General features: G+C 64.2%; 13 protein-coding genes. 5 read left to right on the top strand and 8 right to left on the bottom strand.

All coding sequences use genetic code 11. The features are described 5' to 3' along the window. Window positions 1-59: 59 nt before the first annotated feature. The 3 genes from EOD29_RS08815 to EOD29_RS08805 are packed head-to-tail and all read right to left on the bottom strand — an operon-like array spanning window position 60 to window position 4,653. Window positions 60-1,214: an efflux RND transporter periplasmic adaptor subunit gene (locus EOD29_RS08815; protein WP_095823938.1), complete on the bottom strand. Its 1,155-nt coding sequence runs from the start codon at window positions 1,212-1,214 to the stop codon at window positions 60-62. A 14-nt stretch (window positions 1,215-1,228) separates the two neighbouring features. After that, window positions 1,229-4,423 carry a multidrug efflux RND transporter permease subunit gene (locus EOD29_RS08810; protein WP_127246461.1) on the bottom strand — a complete coding sequence of 1,065 codons (3,195 nt, stop codon included), beginning with the start codon at window positions 4,421-4,423 and terminating at the stop codon, window positions 1,229-1,231. Next, entirely contained in the window at window positions 4,417-4,653 is a 237-nt protein-coding gene (locus tag EOD29_RS08805; protein WP_095800937.1) for a hypothetical protein, read from the bottom strand. Before EOD29_RS08805 ends, EOD29_RS08810 begins: the two co-directional genes overlap by 7 nt. A 251-nt stretch (window positions 4,654-4,904) precedes the next feature. Here EOD29_RS08805 and EOD29_RS08800 point away from each other — a divergent pair, with 251 nt between their 5' ends. After that, entirely contained in the window at window positions 4,905-5,486 is a 582-nt protein-coding gene (locus tag EOD29_RS08800; protein WP_095823937.1) for a TetR/AcrR family transcriptional regulator, read from the top strand. A gap of 388 nt (window positions 5,487-5,874) precedes the next feature. Here the strand turns inward: EOD29_RS08800 and EOD29_RS08790 are convergent, their stop codons facing one another. The 5 genes from EOD29_RS08790 to EOD29_RS08770 all read right to left on the bottom strand — a co-directional run bounded on the left by EOD29_RS08790 (window position 5,875) and on the right by EOD29_RS08770 (window position 11,205). Further along, window positions 5,875-6,897, bottom strand: a complete 1,023-nt coding sequence (locus EOD29_RS08790) for a LacI family DNA-binding transcriptional regulator (RefSeq protein WP_067327781.1) — start codon at window positions 6,895-6,897, stop codon at window positions 5,875-5,877. Between the two features lie 55 nt (window positions 6,898-6,952). Next, window positions 6,953-7,747, bottom strand: a complete 795-nt coding sequence (locus EOD29_RS08785) for an ATP-binding cassette domain-containing protein (RefSeq protein WP_127246460.1) — start codon at window positions 7,745-7,747, stop codon at window positions 6,953-6,955. A gap of 5 nt (window positions 7,748-7,752) precedes the next feature. After that, window positions 7,753-8,739 (bottom strand): ABC transporter permease, encoded by a 987-nt coding sequence (locus EOD29_RS08780; RefSeq protein WP_067327782.1) that lies wholly within the window; start codon window positions 8,737-8,739, stop codon window positions 7,753-7,755. A gap of 104 nt (window positions 8,740-8,843) precedes the next feature. Further along, window positions 8,844-9,776, bottom strand: a complete 933-nt coding sequence (locus tag EOD29_RS08775; protein WP_067327783.1) for a substrate-binding domain-containing protein — start codon at window positions 9,774-9,776, stop codon at window positions 8,844-8,846. A gap of 271 nt (window positions 9,777-10,047) precedes the next feature. Beyond that, window positions 10,048-11,205: a fumarylacetoacetate hydrolase family protein gene (locus EOD29_RS08770; protein WP_127246459.1), complete on the bottom strand. Its 1,158-nt coding sequence runs from the start codon at window positions 11,203-11,205 to the stop codon at window positions 10,048-10,050. Between the two features lie 195 nt (window positions 11,206-11,400). On the opposite strand from EOD29_RS08770, the gene EOD29_RS08765 reads away from it, so the two are divergent. From EOD29_RS08765 to EOD29_RS08750, 4 genes are all read left to right on the top strand, one after another. Continuing rightward, on the top strand, window positions 11,401-12,684 hold the full coding sequence (locus EOD29_RS08765; protein WP_127246458.1) for an FAD-dependent oxidoreductase: 1,284 nt from the start codon (window positions 11,401-11,403) through the stop codon (window positions 12,682-12,684). Window positions 12,685-12,779: 95 nt separating this feature from the next. After that, window positions 12,780-13,667, top strand: coding sequence for an ABC transporter permease (locus tag EOD29_RS08760; RefSeq protein ID WP_095776234.1), 888 nt, complete (start codon window positions 12,780-12,782; stop codon window positions 13,665-13,667). After that, window positions 13,664-14,485: an ABC transporter permease gene (locus EOD29_RS08755; RefSeq protein WP_127246457.1), complete on the top strand. Its 822-nt coding sequence runs from the start codon at window positions 13,664-13,666 to the stop codon at window positions 14,483-14,485. The genes EOD29_RS08760 and EOD29_RS08755 overlap by 4 nt, the downstream gene beginning before the upstream one ends. Window positions 14,486-14,513: 28 nt before the next feature. Continuing rightward, entirely contained in the window at window positions 14,514-15,584 is a 1,071-nt protein-coding gene (locus EOD29_RS08750) for an ABC transporter substrate-binding protein (protein WP_127246456.1), read from the top strand. Window positions 15,585-15,620: the final 36 nt, after the last annotated feature.

The raw sequence follows: 15,620 nt of genomic DNA, 5'->3' as shown, positions 1-15,620 counted from the left end.
AACGGCGCCCTCGATGTGGGTGTCGAGGGCGCCGTCGGACCGGGACTGATGGGGGATTATCAGCTGGCCGGTTTCGTTTCCGGCAAGGGAGAAACCGGCATTCCGGGTCCGATCTTCTGCAAATTGCCGGTGATCACCTGGTCGGTCTCGGAGATGCCTGAGGTGACGGAAATCAGATCGCCGTCGGTCGGGCCGAGCGACACCAGCTTCTGGTCTACAGTGTTGTCTTTGCCGAGGACGTACAGGTATTTGCCGAGCTGGCTGGAACCCAGCGCCACCTGCGGCACCATCAGCGTATTGGGCTGCTGCTTCACATGCAGCCGCACGCGCACATACTGCCCGGGCAGCAGCGCGAACTTGGCGTTGCCGATCGTTGCCCGCGCCGTGATCGTGCCGGTCGAATGATCGATCGTGTTGTCGATGAAGGTGAGCTGGCCCTTCTGGCTGGGCTCGGTCTCGCCGGGCAACAGCACGTCGACCGCAATCGGACCGTTGGCCTTCGCCTGCTCGATCTGGACGAGGTCGGTCTCGCTCGGATTGAAGGTGACGTAGATCGGGTCGAGCTGCACCAGCGTGTTGAGAACCGTGCCGGCGACGCTCACCAGGGTGCCGACCGAGGCTTGGTTGCGGCCGATCCGCCCGGAGAACGGTGCCTTGATCTCGGCATAGCCGAGATTGAGCTCGGCCGTCCGCACCGCCGCCTGGTCGACCGCAAGGGCGGCTTCGGCCGTGCGCAAGTTGCTGGTGCGCTGGTCGAAGCTGTCCTTGGCGAGGTACCCGGCCTTGGCAAGGTCGGTGCCACGGCCGAGGTTGGACCGCGCGTAATCGAGCGCTGCCGCGTCGCGCTGCACCTGCGCCTTCGCCTGGTCGAGCGCTGCCTGGTAGTCCTCGGGCGCGATCCGGTAAAGCAGGTCGCCCTGCTTGACGTCGCTGCCGTCCTGCGCCGTCTGCTCCTGCAGATAGCCCGGCACGCGCGCCTGCAGGGTGATGTTGCGGATCGGCTCGACGCGCGCGGCGTAGTCGAGATAGATCGGCAGCGTCTTCTTGACGACGTTGACCACCGGGACCGGCATGACGAACGCCTTGGGCGCAGGTGCCGCGCCCGCAGTGCTGGCGCTGAGGCTGAGATTGCCCATGTCGAGCAGGTGCACGCTTGCCACCGAGATTGCGCCCAGCGCGACCGCCGTTCCCAAAGCGATTTTCCATTTACGCATGTTGGTCTCCAATCCTATTCGGCCGCCTGGGCGAGCCGGACGGGCTCGGCGGTCGGTTCAATCTCTTGTTGGTGCGGGGCATGGTGAGGCCCCGCGGCAGGTTCGCTCTCGCCGCCGCGCTCGCGCAGCTTCTCGATCACCGCGTAGAAGACCGGCACGAAGACCAGCGACAGGATCGTCGCCGCCACCATGCCGCCGAAGACGGTGGTGCCGATCGACTGCCGGCTGGCGGCGCCCGCGCCGGTCGCGAACATCAGCGGCAGCACGCCGAGGATGAAGGCGAAGGCCGTCATCAGGATCGGCCGCAGCCTCAGCCGCGCGGCTTCCATCGCCGCCTCGACGATGGTCAGGCCTTCCTCGCGGCGCCGTCGGGCGAACTCGACGATCAGGATCGCGTTCTTCGCCGCCAGGCCGATCAGCATGACGAAACCGATCTGAGAGTAGACGTCGATCTGCATGCCGCGCAGCAAGAGCACGACGAAGGCGCCGAACAAAGCGAGCGGCACGGCGAGTAGCACCATGAAGGGCATAGCCCAGCTTTCATACTGCGCCGCCAGGATCAGGAAGACGAACACGATCGCCAGGCCGAACACGATCGAGGCGATCGATCCGGCCTGGAGCTCCTGATAGGTGATGCCGGTCCATTCATAGCCGAAGTCCCGCGGCAGCACGTTTGCCGCCGCCCGCTCCATGGCCGCCACCGCTTGGCCGGACGAGAAGCCGGGAGCCGCGCCGCCGTTGATGAGGGCGGATGCATTGTTGTTGTAATGCGGCACGGTCTCGGGACCGACGATCGGCACCAGCTTGCCCAGTGTGCTCAGCGGCACCATCCCGCCGGACGCATTGCGCACGTAGAGGCGCGAGATGTCGTTCGCGTTTCCGCGCGCGTCCTTGTCGGCCTGGATCGTCACCCGGAACGTGCGGCCGAAAAGGTTGAAGTCGTTGACGTAGAGGGAGCCGAGATAGATCTGCAGCGTGTTGAACACGTCGGGCAGGTTGAGGCCGAGCAGCTTCGCCTTGCTGCGGTCGAGGTCGTAGTTGAACTGCGGCGTCGAGGTCGAGAAGGACGAGAACAGCTGCTGCGGATTGAGCTCCGGCTGCTTGCGTGCTTCCGCGATCAGCGCCTGCGTGACCTCGTTGAGCGCGGCGCTGCCGCGGCCCGAAAGGTCTTCCACCTGGAATTCGAAGCCGCCGGTCGTGCCGAGGCCCGGGATCGAGGGTGGATCGAATGAGAGCGCAAACGCCTCCGGTATCTGCAGCAACTTGTTGCGCACCTCGGCGACCAGCTTCGATGCGTTCTGGTCGGGCCCGCGTTCGTCCCACGGCTTCAGGATGGCGAACTCCACCGCCGAGTTCGATTGCGCGGCGCTGGTGAGGAAGTTCAGGCCGCTGATCGAGCCGACGATGTCGACGCCGGGCGTGTTCTGCAGGATGTCGCGCGCCTTCTGCGCCACCGCGTCGGTGCGCTCCAGCGAAGCGCCGTCCGGCAACTGGATGACGACGAAGAAATAACCCTGGTCCTCCACCGGAAGGAAGGTCGAGGGCAGCTTCTGCCAGACGAAATAGGTGGCGACCAAGCCCGCCGCGAACAGGCCGAGCATGGCCCAGCGCAGCCGGATCAGAATGCGCACGCCATGCGCGTAGGCATGCGACAGCCAGTCGAAGCCGGCATTGAACCAGCGGAACAGCACGAACTGCGTTTCGCCGCGATGGCGCAGGAACGCGGCGCTCAGCGCCGGGCTCAGCGTCAGCGAGTTGAAGGCGGAGATGCCGACCGAGATCGCAACGGTAAGCGCGAACTGGTTGTAGAGCCGTCCCGAAACGCCGGGAATGAAGGCGACCGGGATGAACACCGCCATCAGCACCGCGGTGGTGGCGATGATTGGGCCAGTCACTTCGGCCATCGCCGCGCGCGTCGCGGCGAGCGGCTTGAGGCCGGCCTCCAGCTGTCGCTCGACGTTCTCGACCACGACGATGGCGTCGTCGACGACAAGGCCGATCGCCAGCACCATGCCGAGCAGCGAGAGCATATTGAGCGAGAAGCCCAGCATGTACATCACCGCCAGCGTCGCGATCAACGACACCGGGATGGCGATGGTCGGGATGATGGTGGTGCGCCAGCTCTGCAGGAAGATAAAGACGACAGCCACCACCAGCACCAGCGCTTCGCCGAGCGTGATCAGCACGTCATGCATCGAGGCCGAGACGAAGCGCGTCGTATCGTAGTGCATGGCGTAGTGGACGCCCTTCGGGAAGCGCGCCGACAATTCCTGCATCTTGTCCTTGACCCGCTGCTGCAGGTCAAGCGCGTTGGAGCCGGGCATCTGGTAGACGGCGAGCACCACGGTCGGGTCCTTGCCGAAGAAGGCCGATGACGAATATTGCAGCGCGCCGAGCTCGATGCGGGCGACGTCGCGCAGACGCACGAGCGAGCCGTTCTGCGAGTTGGCGCGCACGACGATGTCGCCGAATTCCTTCGGGTCGCTCAAACGGCCGACCGCATTGACCTGCATCTCGAAGGCGGTGCCGGCCGGCGCCGGCGTTTGGCCGATCTTGCCCGCCGCCACCTGCACGTTCTGCTCGGAAATGGCGTTCTGCACATCGACGGCGGTGATGCCGAGATTGGCCAGTTTGTCCGGATCGAGCCAGACGCGCATCGAATAGCGCCGTTCACCGAAGATCTGCACGTCGCCGACGCCAGGCAGCCGCTTCAGCGGATCGACGACCTGGAGATAGGCGAGGTTGCTCAGCGCCACCGGATCGACCGAGCCGTCGGGCGAGGTGAGGTCGACGATCAGAACGAAGTTCGGGTTCTGCTTCTTGATCGTGACGCCGCCCTGGTTGACGATGGCCGGCAGGGAGGATGCGGCCTGCGAGACGCGGTTCTGGACGTCGACGGCCGCGGTGCTCAGCGGATAGCCGACGTCGAATGTGATGGTGATGGTCGAGGAGCCGTCATTCGAGCTCGTCGACGACATATAGGTCATGCCTTGCACGCCGTTGATCTGCTGCTCCAGCGGCGTGGTGACCGTATCGGCCACCACCTGCGCGCTGGCGCCTGGATAATGGGCGCTGACCACGACCTGCGGGGGCGTGATGTCAGGGAACTGCGAGACCGGCAGCAGGAAATAGGCGATCGCACCGGCGAGCACCATGATGATGGCGATCGCCGATGCGAAGATCGGGCGGTGGATGAAGAAGTTCACCATGACGCGGATGCCTCGCCGAACGGTTTTGCAAAATGGCGCAGGCGCCGGGCCCGGACGGAGCCGGAATCCTCCAAAAAGGATGGCAGGACATCGTCCGGCGCCTGTTCCGCGGCGCGCGAGCGCAGCATCCGTTCGAAGGCGTTGGGATCGACCCCATCAGCCTTCATCACCAGCCGGATCATCGGATCCCGGATGGCTTCGTCGATCGTCAGGTCTTTGCGCTTTTGCATAGGAGCGGCTCCTTGCTGCGGCCCGCATCAGATAATCACGGACCGCTTTTTTCTCGTTTTCACCGGCCGAAGCCGCATGACAGGCAGGTTTTCTGTCCTATCTCACTCTGGCAGGGCTATCGGTGGGCCTTGTCGTTTGACGGGGAGTGATATAGGTGTTACCAGTAAGTAACATCTGAAAGTTACAGACCGGTAACACCCTAGTCAAGAGGTGACCTCGGTTTTTTTGGAAACGACGAAAGGAGAGCATGATGACTGACGGCGTTGCGGAACGTTCCCGCCCCCGGGATCGCATCCTGGAAACGGCGCAGGACATGTTCCACAAGCACGGGATCAAGGGCGTCGGCGTCGACGCCATCACGGAGGCTGCCGGCACCAACAAGATGACGCTCTATCGTCACTTCGAATCCAAGGACGATCTGATCATCGAATGCCTGCGCGCCACGGCGGCGAAGGCTTCAAGGATATGGGACGAGTTCGAGGCCGAGCATCCCGGCGACAAGCTCGCGCAGTTGCATGCCTGGGTCCGCAAGGCTTCAGAGCTGCTCAGCGCCGACAGTCGCGGCTGCGACATGGCCAATGCCGCCGTAGAGCTCACCGAGACCAATCACCCGGCACGGCGCGTCATCAAGGAACTGAAGGAAGCCCAGCGCGAGAAGCTGGTTGCGCTCTGCCGCGATGCCGGCATCGGCCAGGCCGAGTTGCTCGCCGATACGCTGTCGCTGTTGCTCGAAGGCGCGCGCGTCTCGATGCAGAGCGTTGGCGCCGAGGGCCCGAGCGCGCAGTTCGTGCGCATGGCCGAGAGCCTGATCGCCTCGTTCCGGGCACGCTGAAGGCGGCTTCCCCTGATGCGGCCGCTTCGCGGCCAGGCTAGCGCCGGCGCTGACCCGTCTCCTCTCTCCCCAGGAGAGTTCGGATTGCTCGAATTGCAAGGCAATTCGACTCGGCAATATCCGGGTGAGGGGCGCTCCGCCTAAGTGCAGGCAAAGAAAAAGCCCGCTGCCGGGAGGAGGAGGCAGCGGGCTTCGATTTCGAATACGGCGCGGGAGGAGGAGCACCGCATTCAGCGCCGGTGTCTGGGAGGAGGAAGACATCCGACGCGGCAATAATTACGATTTGCCCAACCATTCGGCAACTGCGAAACGTGCATAGCTGGTGTGCAGATTTGCCGGATCAATCGTCTGACAAATCAGTGAGGCGACGGCATGATGCCATTCGCGCCTACTGCACCGGCACGTTTTCCTTCATGATCAGCCGGGGCTCGATGAATTTCTTGGTCAGGTACGGCGCCGACGAGGCGATCGAGCCGAGCAGGCGGATCACTGCTTGCTCGGCAATCAGCCGGGCGTTCTGGTCGATGACCACGTCGGCGAGATCGTCGACGAGGTAGCGGCGCGTTTCCCTGGTCAGGTCATGGCAGATGAAGACGGGCTTTCTGCGCGGCTTGGCCTCGAGCAACGCCTTGGCCACGCCGGAGCGTCCGGCGCCGACGCAGTAGATGCCGAGCAGTTCCGGTTCGTTGTGCAAGGCCTTCATGGTCGCGCTGTAGCTGGCGTCGGGCTCGTCGTTGATCTCGACGGCGCTGGAGACGGTGAGATTGGGGAACTCTTCTGCGAGCACCGAGCGGAAACCCATCTCGCGCTCCTCGTGGCCGCGGTAGGAGCGCGAGCCAACGACCATCGCGAGGTGCCCGATCCGGCCGCCAAGGAAGCGGCCCATCAGCAGCGCCGCCGTGCGTCCGGCAACCCGGTTGTCGATGCCGACATACGCCGAGCGAGGGGCCGCGGGCACATCGGAAACCAGCGTGACCAGCCGAATGCCGGCCTCGACCAGCTCGCGCAAAATGTTGCGCGTGCGTGGATGGTCGACGGCGATGACGCCAACGCCGTTGGCCTTGAGCGAGAGGTTCTCGATCGCGCCCTGCAGCGCGCCCGGCGAGATCCCGGCGAGATTGTGGATGCGGCAGGAGGCGACCAGCGGCAGGCGCCCTGCAAAGTCCTCGATATGATGGGCAAGGTCGGCCATGAAGGCGTTGCTGCCGATCGGCAGGAAGAATTCGAGATGCGCCGGCTTCGACGGCAGCACGACTTGATCGAGCGTCGGCAGATAGCCGAGCTGCTTTGCCGCCTCCAAGACGCGCTGCCGGTTGGCCGCGCTTGCGCCCGGCCTGTTGTTGAGCACCCGGTCGACCGTCGCGGTCGACAGGCCGCAGCTTCTGGCGATGTCGGCTACGGTCGCTTTCATGGGTCCGGTCATGGGATAGGATCGAGCCCCAGTCAAAAATCAAGGTCAGGCCAAATCAGCCATGCGGCTGCGGGCCGTCGGAAATCGCATCGCGGATCTCCTTGTCCGACATGCCGGTGATGACGCGTTCGACGTCCGCCACGGTGGTCTTCTTCGGATCGATATCATCGGCCACCACCTTGCCGCGGCGCATCACCACGATGCGGTCGACGACCTGGAAGACATGGTGGATGTTGTGTGCGATGAAGATGCAGGAGTGGCCGGAATCGCGGGCGCCGCGCACGAAGCTCAACACCCCTTGCGTCTCGGCAACGCCGAGATTGTTGGTCGGCTCGTCGAGGATGATGAGGTCGCTGTCGAAATGCATGGCGCGCGCGATCGCCACTGCTTGCCGCTCGCCGCCCGACAGCGAGCCGATCGGCGTCGTCGGCGGGATGTTTTTGGAGATGCCGACCTGCTTGAGCAGGTCGCGTGCCACCGTGTTCATCGCCTCCTGGTCCATGCGATTGAGGAAACGCGGCGGTTTGATCGGCTCGCGCCCCAGGAACAGGTTGCGGGCGATCGACAGCTGCGTGACGAGCGCGGAGTCCTGATAGATCGTCTCGATGCCCTCAGCGATCGCGTCGCTGGTGCTGCGGAAATTCACCTTCTTGCCGCGCACGAAAATGTCGCCGCTGGTGAGCGGCACCGCGCCCGACAGCACCTTGATCAGCGTCGACTTGCCGGCGCCGTTGTCGCCGAGCAGGCCGACAATCTCCTTTTCGTTGACGTGGAAGTTGGCGTCCACCAGCGCCTGTACGCGCCCGTAGGACTTGCGGATGTTCGTCATGCGGATCAGAGGCTCGGCCATCGTCTTCAAGTCCCTGCCTGGTGCCGGCGTTCGAGCCATGAGTGCAGCGCCATCATCCCGAGGATGATCGCGCCAATGAAGATGTTGTAGGCAAGTCCCGGAACGCCGATCAGCACGATGCCGTTGCGCATGACGCGCAGGATCAGGATGCCGAGCACCGTGCCGATAATGGTGCCGCGGCCGCCGGTCAGCGCCGTGCCGCCGATGACCACCATGGCGATGACCTCGAGCTCGTAGCCGGTGCCGCTGTTCGGATTGGCAGCCGAAGTGCGCAGCGACGAGATCACACCGGCGAGCGAGGCCATCACCGCCGACAGGATGAACAGGCCGATCTTGACCCGGCTGACATTGACGCCGCGGGCGCGCGCCGCGTTGGGATTGCCGCCGGCCGCCTGGATCCAGTTGCCGGTGCGGCTTTGCGTCAGCACATAACCGAGCGCGATCGCGGCGCCGATGAACCAGAACAGCGAGGCATAGACGCGGAACGGGCCGATGTAGAAGTCGCCGACCAGGATGTCCGCAAGCCAGCTGCCTTCGGCGCTCCAGGTGCGCTGCGGAAAGCCATCGGTGACGAAAAGCGCGGTGCCGCGCACGACGAGCAGCATCCCGAGCGTGACCAGGAAGGACGGGATCTTGAGCTGCGTGACGAACCAGCCATTGACAAGCCCGATCAAGGCCGCGACCACCAGCGCGATGGCTAAGCCCATCTCCAGCGAGGTGACCCCGCCGTTGAACAGCGTCCACATCAGCACCGGCGAGAAGCCGAACAACGAGCCGACCGACAGGTCGAATTCGCCCGACGTCATCAGCAAGGTCATCGCCAGCGCGATCAGCCCAAGCTCGACGGTGAAGGCGAGGATGTTCGAGATGTTCTGCGGCGACAGGAAATCCGGATTGATGCCCCAGAAGATGACGAGTTCGACGATCAGCAGCACCAACGGCCCGAATTCCGGCCGCGCGATGAAACTTTGGATGAAGGAACGGTTTTCCATTGGGCCCGCGATGTGAATGATTGGCGAGCCCGCTGCGATCAGTCAGGACTCGACGGTCCAGGAAGCGATCGCGGCCCGAAAGCCGCGACCGTTAATGTCAGCAATTACTTGCCGGACAGGATCTTGTCATAAACGCCGGCAGTATCCTTTTCATAGAGCGCGCCGGTGATGACGTTGAAGCCCGGAGGAATGCCGGCAGACGCCATCGCCGCCATCGAAAGTGCGATGTAGCTGGTCGCCTGCGGGTCCTGCCACTGCGCGGCGTTGACATAGCCGTTCAGCACTTCCTGGGTGGTGTCGAGCGAGTTGCCCCAGCCGACAACGGGGATCTCGCCCGGCTTGACGCCGACTTGGTCGAAGACGCGCTTGACCGAGCCTGTGACGAGGTCGCCGAGGCCGATGATCGCCTTCACCTTGCCCTTGTGGGCGGTGAGATAGTCGACCATGCGGTTGATCACTTCGGCCTGGTCGAGCGTCGCCTCGGTCACCTCATAGGTGATGCCGAGCGGCTCGAACACGCTCTTGATGCCTTCCTCTTCCTGCACGCCATAGGTGGCGCCGGGCACCTCCACCGGCATCCATACGAAGTCGCCCTTCTTCACCAGGCCCTTGTCGACCAGATACTGCGCCCAGTGCTTGCCGAAGGTGACGTTGTCGCCGCCGACATAGGCGTTGAAGTTGGCCTTCGGGTCGGGCGTGTTGAAGTTGATGATCGGAATGTTGGCCGCACGGGCCTCCTTGACGATCTCGACGAGGCTGCCCGGATCGGGGCTGGTGGTGACGATGCCGTCGGCCTTGGCCGAGATGGCGGCGCGAACAGCCTCCTGCTGCGAGGCAACGTCGCCATTGTGGAACGAGGTGTTCACCTTGTTGCCGGTGTCGGTCGCCCATTGCTTGGCACCGGCCAGGAAGTAGGTCCAGACCGGATCGGCCGGCCCGCCATGCGAAATCCAGTAGAAGGTCTTGGCCTCGGCAATCGCCGGAATGGCGATTGCCGCGATCAAGCCAAGCACGAACAGTCTCAGCCTCGAAAGCATCGATTTCCTCCCATGTTGAAAACCACCTCCACATCAGGCGCGATGCGGTCCTCAAGGGTCGCATCTTCCTGCCCGCGCCGACCGGACGCCTCTAGAGCATTCCCTTTTTCGGCCGCTGGCAAGCCTCGATCGTCAATGGATGTTGGCACAGCTCCGCACGCCATCAGCAATCCCATCAGATTGCATCAGTTACCGTGATATTTTCCCGGCAAACGCCGCTGCGCTCATCAGCCTCCAGTGATGAGCAAGCGTATGCCGTTGTGATCCGCTGCTAGATCAGACCGGCTCTGGCGAGATCGCGCATCAGGTGGCTGGCGCCGTAGGTCCAGGGCGGGCAGTCGGGCGACAGGCGCACCCGGTTGGTCAGCGCGCCCAACTTTTCCGACGAGATGGTGACGATGTCGCCGACCTTGTGGGTGAAGCCCTTGCCCTTTTCGCCGCGATCCTTCGACGGCACGAACATGGTGCCGAGATAGAGCGCCAGCCCGTCCGGGTATTGGTGATGCGGTCCCATCGCGGCTCTGACCAGCTCTTCCGGCGAGCGGCTGATCTCGGCCATCGAGCTTGCGCCCTCCAGCGAAAAACCGTCCTCGCCCTCGACGCTTAGCCGCACCGTGGCGCGCTTCACGTCGGCGATGGAAAAGGTCTCGTCGAAGAGCCGGATGAAAGGTCCAAGCGAGGCGGAAGCATTGTTGTCCTTGGCCTTGCCGAGCAGCAGCGCCGAGCGTCCTTCGACATCGCGCAGATTGACATCGTTGCCGAGCGTGGCGCCGACGATGCGGCCCGAGCTGTCGGCGATCATCGCGATCTCCGGCTCCGGATTGTTCCAGGTGGAGACCGGATGCAGCCCGACATCGGCGCCGAAGCCGACGGAGGCCATCGGCTGGCATTTGGTGAAGATCTCGGCATCGGGGCCGATGCCCACTTCCAGATATTGCGACCAGGCGCCGCGCTGGATCAGCTTGGCCTTGATCTCCATCGCTTCCGGCGACCCTGGCTTGAGCTTGGAGAGATCATGGCCGATCAGCCAGGCGATGTCGGCGCGGATGGCGTCGGCCTTTTCCGCGGAGCCGCGCGCCTGCTCCTCGATGACGCGCTCGAGCAGGCTGACGACGAAGGTGACGCCGGAAGCCTTCACCGCCTGCAGGTCGACGGGGGAGAGCAGGATCGGCTTCTTGGCGTCGCGCTGAGACTCGAAGCTGTTGGCTGCGATGTCTTCCAGTGTGCCGATCGCCTTGGCCCGGGCCGAGCGCACGTAGGCGGCCGGGTCCTTCAGCTCGCAGAGGTCGCGCACGGTAGGCGCCGCGCTCGACGTGATGTCGATGACCTCGCCTGCGCGCACCGTGACCACCAGCGGATGGGAGGCTTCGCTGATCCTGGCGCGGCCGACGAAAAGGCCGTCGCCAGGGAGGCGGGTTAAATCGGTCATGGTCTTCTGTCCTCTCGATTGTCGCGCGTCACTTTCCCCGGATTTAAGGCAAACGTCTATCCCATCGATGGCGAGGTTATGAGCCAATGGCATGCTGTCACATAGCCAAGCGCCGACTGGCCCATCGGGTCCCCTTTCAAGCTCATGAAATCAGCAATAGGATTTTCACGAGCCTCCAGCGCCTCAGGTGACCAATTGCCCGCAGCCTTTTCCGATCCGATCTGGCAAAAGCCCCCAACAGCTCCGGCGTTGCAGTCCGAGCTGTCGAGCGACGGCACGCTCGACGCGGTGATCGTCGGCGGCGGCATCATGGGTCTGTCGACCGCCTTGCACGCGGCCCGCGCCGGTCTTTCCGTCCAGGTGCTGGATGCCGGCGCGATCGGGCAGGGCGCGTCGGGCTTGAACGGCGGCCAGGTCATTCCCGGCCTCAAATATGATCCCGAATGGCTGATCGAGCACTTTGGCAAGGAGCGCGGCGAGGCCCTGGTCGACTTCGCCGCCTCGACGGCCGACGCGGTGTTCGACGTGATCCGTGACGAGAAGCTTGCGGTGCCGTTCACGCGGAACGGTTGGATCCAGGCCGCGCACACCGAGACCGCATTGAAGGCGGCGGCGAACCGGGATCGGCAATGGCGGGCTCGCGGCGCCGACGTCAAGCTGCTCGACCGAGCCGAGATCGCCGCGATGACCGGCGCCAAGGGCTATCTTGGCGGCTGGCTCGACCGCCGCGCCGGCGTCATCGATCCGCTGTCCTACACGCTCGAGCTTGCCCGCGTCGCCTCGGACGTCGGCGTCGGGATCGCCGAACAGCAGCGGGTGGTGAGGCTCACCAAGGAAGCGGGCGTCTGGCGGGTCTCCACGCAAGGCGGCGCCGAACTGCGCGCGAAGGCGGTCGTGCTCGCCACCAACGCCTATACGGACGGCCTGCTCCCCGGGCTTGCCGGGACGATTGTGCCTCTGCATTCCTTCCAGATCGCCACGGCGCCGCTGCCGGCCGAGCTTGCGGCAAGCATCCTGCCCGGGGGGCAAGCCGTTTCCGATTCCCGCCGCATCTTGGTCTATTACCGCAAGGGCCCTGATGGCCGGATGGTGTTGGGTGGACGCGGCCGCATGGCCCTGCCTTCAAGCGCGGCCGACTGGGCGCATTGCGAACGCGCGCTGCTGCGCCTCTATCCGGCGCTTGCCGGCATCGCCGTCGAAAAGCGCTGGTTCGGCCGTGTGGCGATGACCCCGGATCATCTTCCGCACCTGCATGAGCCGGAGAAGGGCCTGCTCGCCGTGGTCGGTTGCCAGGGCAGGGGCGTCGGGCTGATGAGCGCGCTGGGCAAGCGCATGGCGGGTTACCTCGCGACCGGCGATGTCAGTCAATTGCCTTTCCCGCTGTCGCCGATCCGGCCGATCCCGCTCCACGCCTTCCGCCAGGTCGGCGTTGCCGCCACCATCGCCTGGTATCGGATGCTGGATGCCTTCGAGCGCTGAGTTGAACGCGTGCAGCGCATCACCGATTTAGCTTGACAGTTTCAGGAATATGAAAAATCATTGGCGGATTTCAAAATCCGATGGGCAGCTAGCAGATGTCCACCATCGTTGCAGCGCGGCCATCGCCGGAAACCCGCATCTCGCCGGTCTTCCGCTTTGCCATGCTGTTGCCCGGCGGGCTGGTCACCTTCTTCCTCATCCTCTTTGCCCTCGGCCTTGTGCTCTTCCTTGCCTTCAGGAGCAATGACGGCTCGCTGCTCGGCGCCGGCTTGACGGCGGCAAACTTCGTAACTGTGGCCACCGATCCGCTCTACTGGACGGTGACGCTGCGCTCGCTGGTCATCGCCGGCCTGGTGACGCTCGCCACCGTCGCTACTGCATATCCGGTCGCCTACTACCTCGCCTTCCATGCCGGCCGTCGGCGCAACCTGCTGCTCTTCCTGGTCACGCTGCCGTTCTGGACCAGCTACCTTTTGCGCGTCTTTGCCTGGAAGATCGTGCTTGCCTATAACGGCGTCCTGAACTCGGCTTTCATCGAAAGCGGCCTCTGGTCGGAGCCGACGCTCGCCTTCCTCAACACGCCGGCGGCGGTGGTGGTGACGCTTGCGCACGCCTACGCGCCTTTCGCCATCCTGCCCATCTACGTGGCGCTGGATACCATCCCGAAATCGCTGCTCGAAGCCGCCTCCGATCTCGGCGCGCGCCCGTTCACGTCGTTCCGCCGCGTCGTGCTGCCCAATTCGATGCCGGGCGTGCTGGCGGCGGCTCTCGTCGTCTTCGTGCCGACCGTCGGCGACTATGTCACGCCGGCTATGGTCGGCGGCCCGGCCAGCACCATGATCGGCACGCTGATCCAGTCGCAATTCGGCAAGGCCAATGACTGGCCGTTCGGCGCGGCCCTGTCGGTCTGCGTCATGCTGGTCATCCTGTGCGTGGTCCTGGTCGCGCGCGGCGCCGACCGCCGGTTTGGCAGCCGCACATGAGCGCGGCGCGCAAAGAGGCAAATGCGGGCGGTCGCTGGCTCGGCCTCTATGTGCTTGCCTATCTCGTCTTCCTCTATCTGCCTATCCTTTTGATCCCGCTGTTTTCCTTCAACGATTCCATCCAGGCGGCGTTTCCGCTGCAGGGCTTCACGCTCGGTTGGTACGAGACCCTCTACGGCAATCCGGTGCTGTCCGGCGCTTTGGCCAACAGTCTCGTCATCGGTGTCGTTGCTGCCTCGGGGGCAACGCTTTGCGGCATCACCGTTTCCTATATGGACCTTTACGGCCGCTCGCCGCTCGCGGCTACGATCAGTGCCATAGCCCGGCTGCCGATCCTGATCCCCGGCGTCATCGTCGGCATCTCGCTCTTGATCCTGGTCAATCTCATTGGCCTCGGCCCGTCGCGCGTTGCAATCGTGCTCGGCCATATCCTGGTGGCGCTGCCGACGACGGTGGTGGTGATGCGCAGTCGATTCGCCGCGATCCCAAAGACCATTCGCGAGGCGGCGCTCGACCTTGGGTCGTCGGACTGGACAACGTTCCGGCGCGTCATGCTTCCGCTCAGCCTGCCGGCGGTGCTGTCGGCCTTCATGCTCGCCTTCCTGACCTCCTTCGACGAGTTCATCGTCGTCTTCTTCCTCGCCGGCACCGAGCCGACGCTGCCGCTCTACATTTGGAGCCAACTGCGCTTCCCGCGTTCGCTGCCGACGGTGATGGCGCTCGGAACGGTGATCCTGGCCGTGTCCTTCGTCATCGCCACCCTCGCCGAGATCCTGCGCCATCGCGGCCTCGGCGCCGCGCGCCGCAATCCAGCCTGAACCACAACAAAGAAAGAGGAGAACGAAAATGACAGTCCACCTGAAATCGATCACGGGATACAAAGCCCGCGCAGGCCTAGCCGCACTCGCCCTGGCGCTGTCGTCGACCGTCGTTTTGGCTGCCGACAAGCTGCAATATTTCACCTGGTCGGGCTACGAGCTGCCCGACTTCAACAAGAGCTTCCTCACCGCGCATCCGGACGGCGTCGAGGCGACGATCTTCGGCGATGACGACGATGCCTTCACCAAGGTCAAGGCCGGCTTCCGGCCCGACATCGCCCATCCCTGCTACGACAAGGTGGCGCGCTGGAACAAGGAAGGCCTGCTGCAGCCGATCGACACCAAGCGCATCAAGAACTGGGATTCGATCTTTCCGGTGTTCAAGAACCTGCCCGACCTGCAGGCCGGCGACGGCAAGGTCTGGATGGTGCCGTGGGACTGGGGCAACACCTCGATCCTATACCGCACCGATCTGGTCAAGAACCCGGAGGCGAGCTGGAACCTTCTGTGGGACAAGCAATATGCCGGCCGCATGGCGACCATCGACGCCGTGCATGACACGCCGATCGTCGCCGCACTTCTGGCAGGCGTAAACCCCTTCGACATGACGCCGGAGCAGATGGAAAAGGTCGCCGCGAAACTGCGCGAGCAGCGGCCACTGCTGTCGAGCTACACCACCGACATGACCTCGGTCGAGCAGGCGCTGGCCAGCGGGCAGTTGGTCGCCGCCATGACCTGGAACGCGTCGGCCACATCGCTGAAGAAGCAGGGCGTGCCGGTCGAGTTCATGAAGCCGAAGGAAGGCATGCTCACCTGGGCCTGCGGCTTCGTCATGCTGAAGGACGCCAAGAATGTCGATCTCGCCTATGACTTCATCAACAGCCGGCTCGACGCCGACTCGGGCAAGTACCTCATCCAGTCCTACGGCTATGGCAGCTCGCTTTCGACCGCCTTCGCCGGCGTGTCGAAAGACGAGCTGGACAAGCTGCAGCTGCCGGCGGATCCCGACGTGATGCTGAAGAGCACGATCTTCACCGGACCGATGAAGCAGAACGACGACGTCGCCAAGATGTTCGAGAAGGTGAAAGCCGGCGGCTGAGCGCACTTGCCTTCTCCCCCTGTGGGAGAAGGTGGA

The sequence above is a fragment of the Mesorhizobium sp. M1A.T.Ca.IN.004.03.1.1 genome (genome assembly GCF_003997555.1).
GTDB lineage: Bacteria > Pseudomonadota > Alphaproteobacteria > Rhizobiales > Rhizobiaceae > Mesorhizobium.
This window is presented reverse-complemented; position numbering and strand designations above follow the sequence as displayed.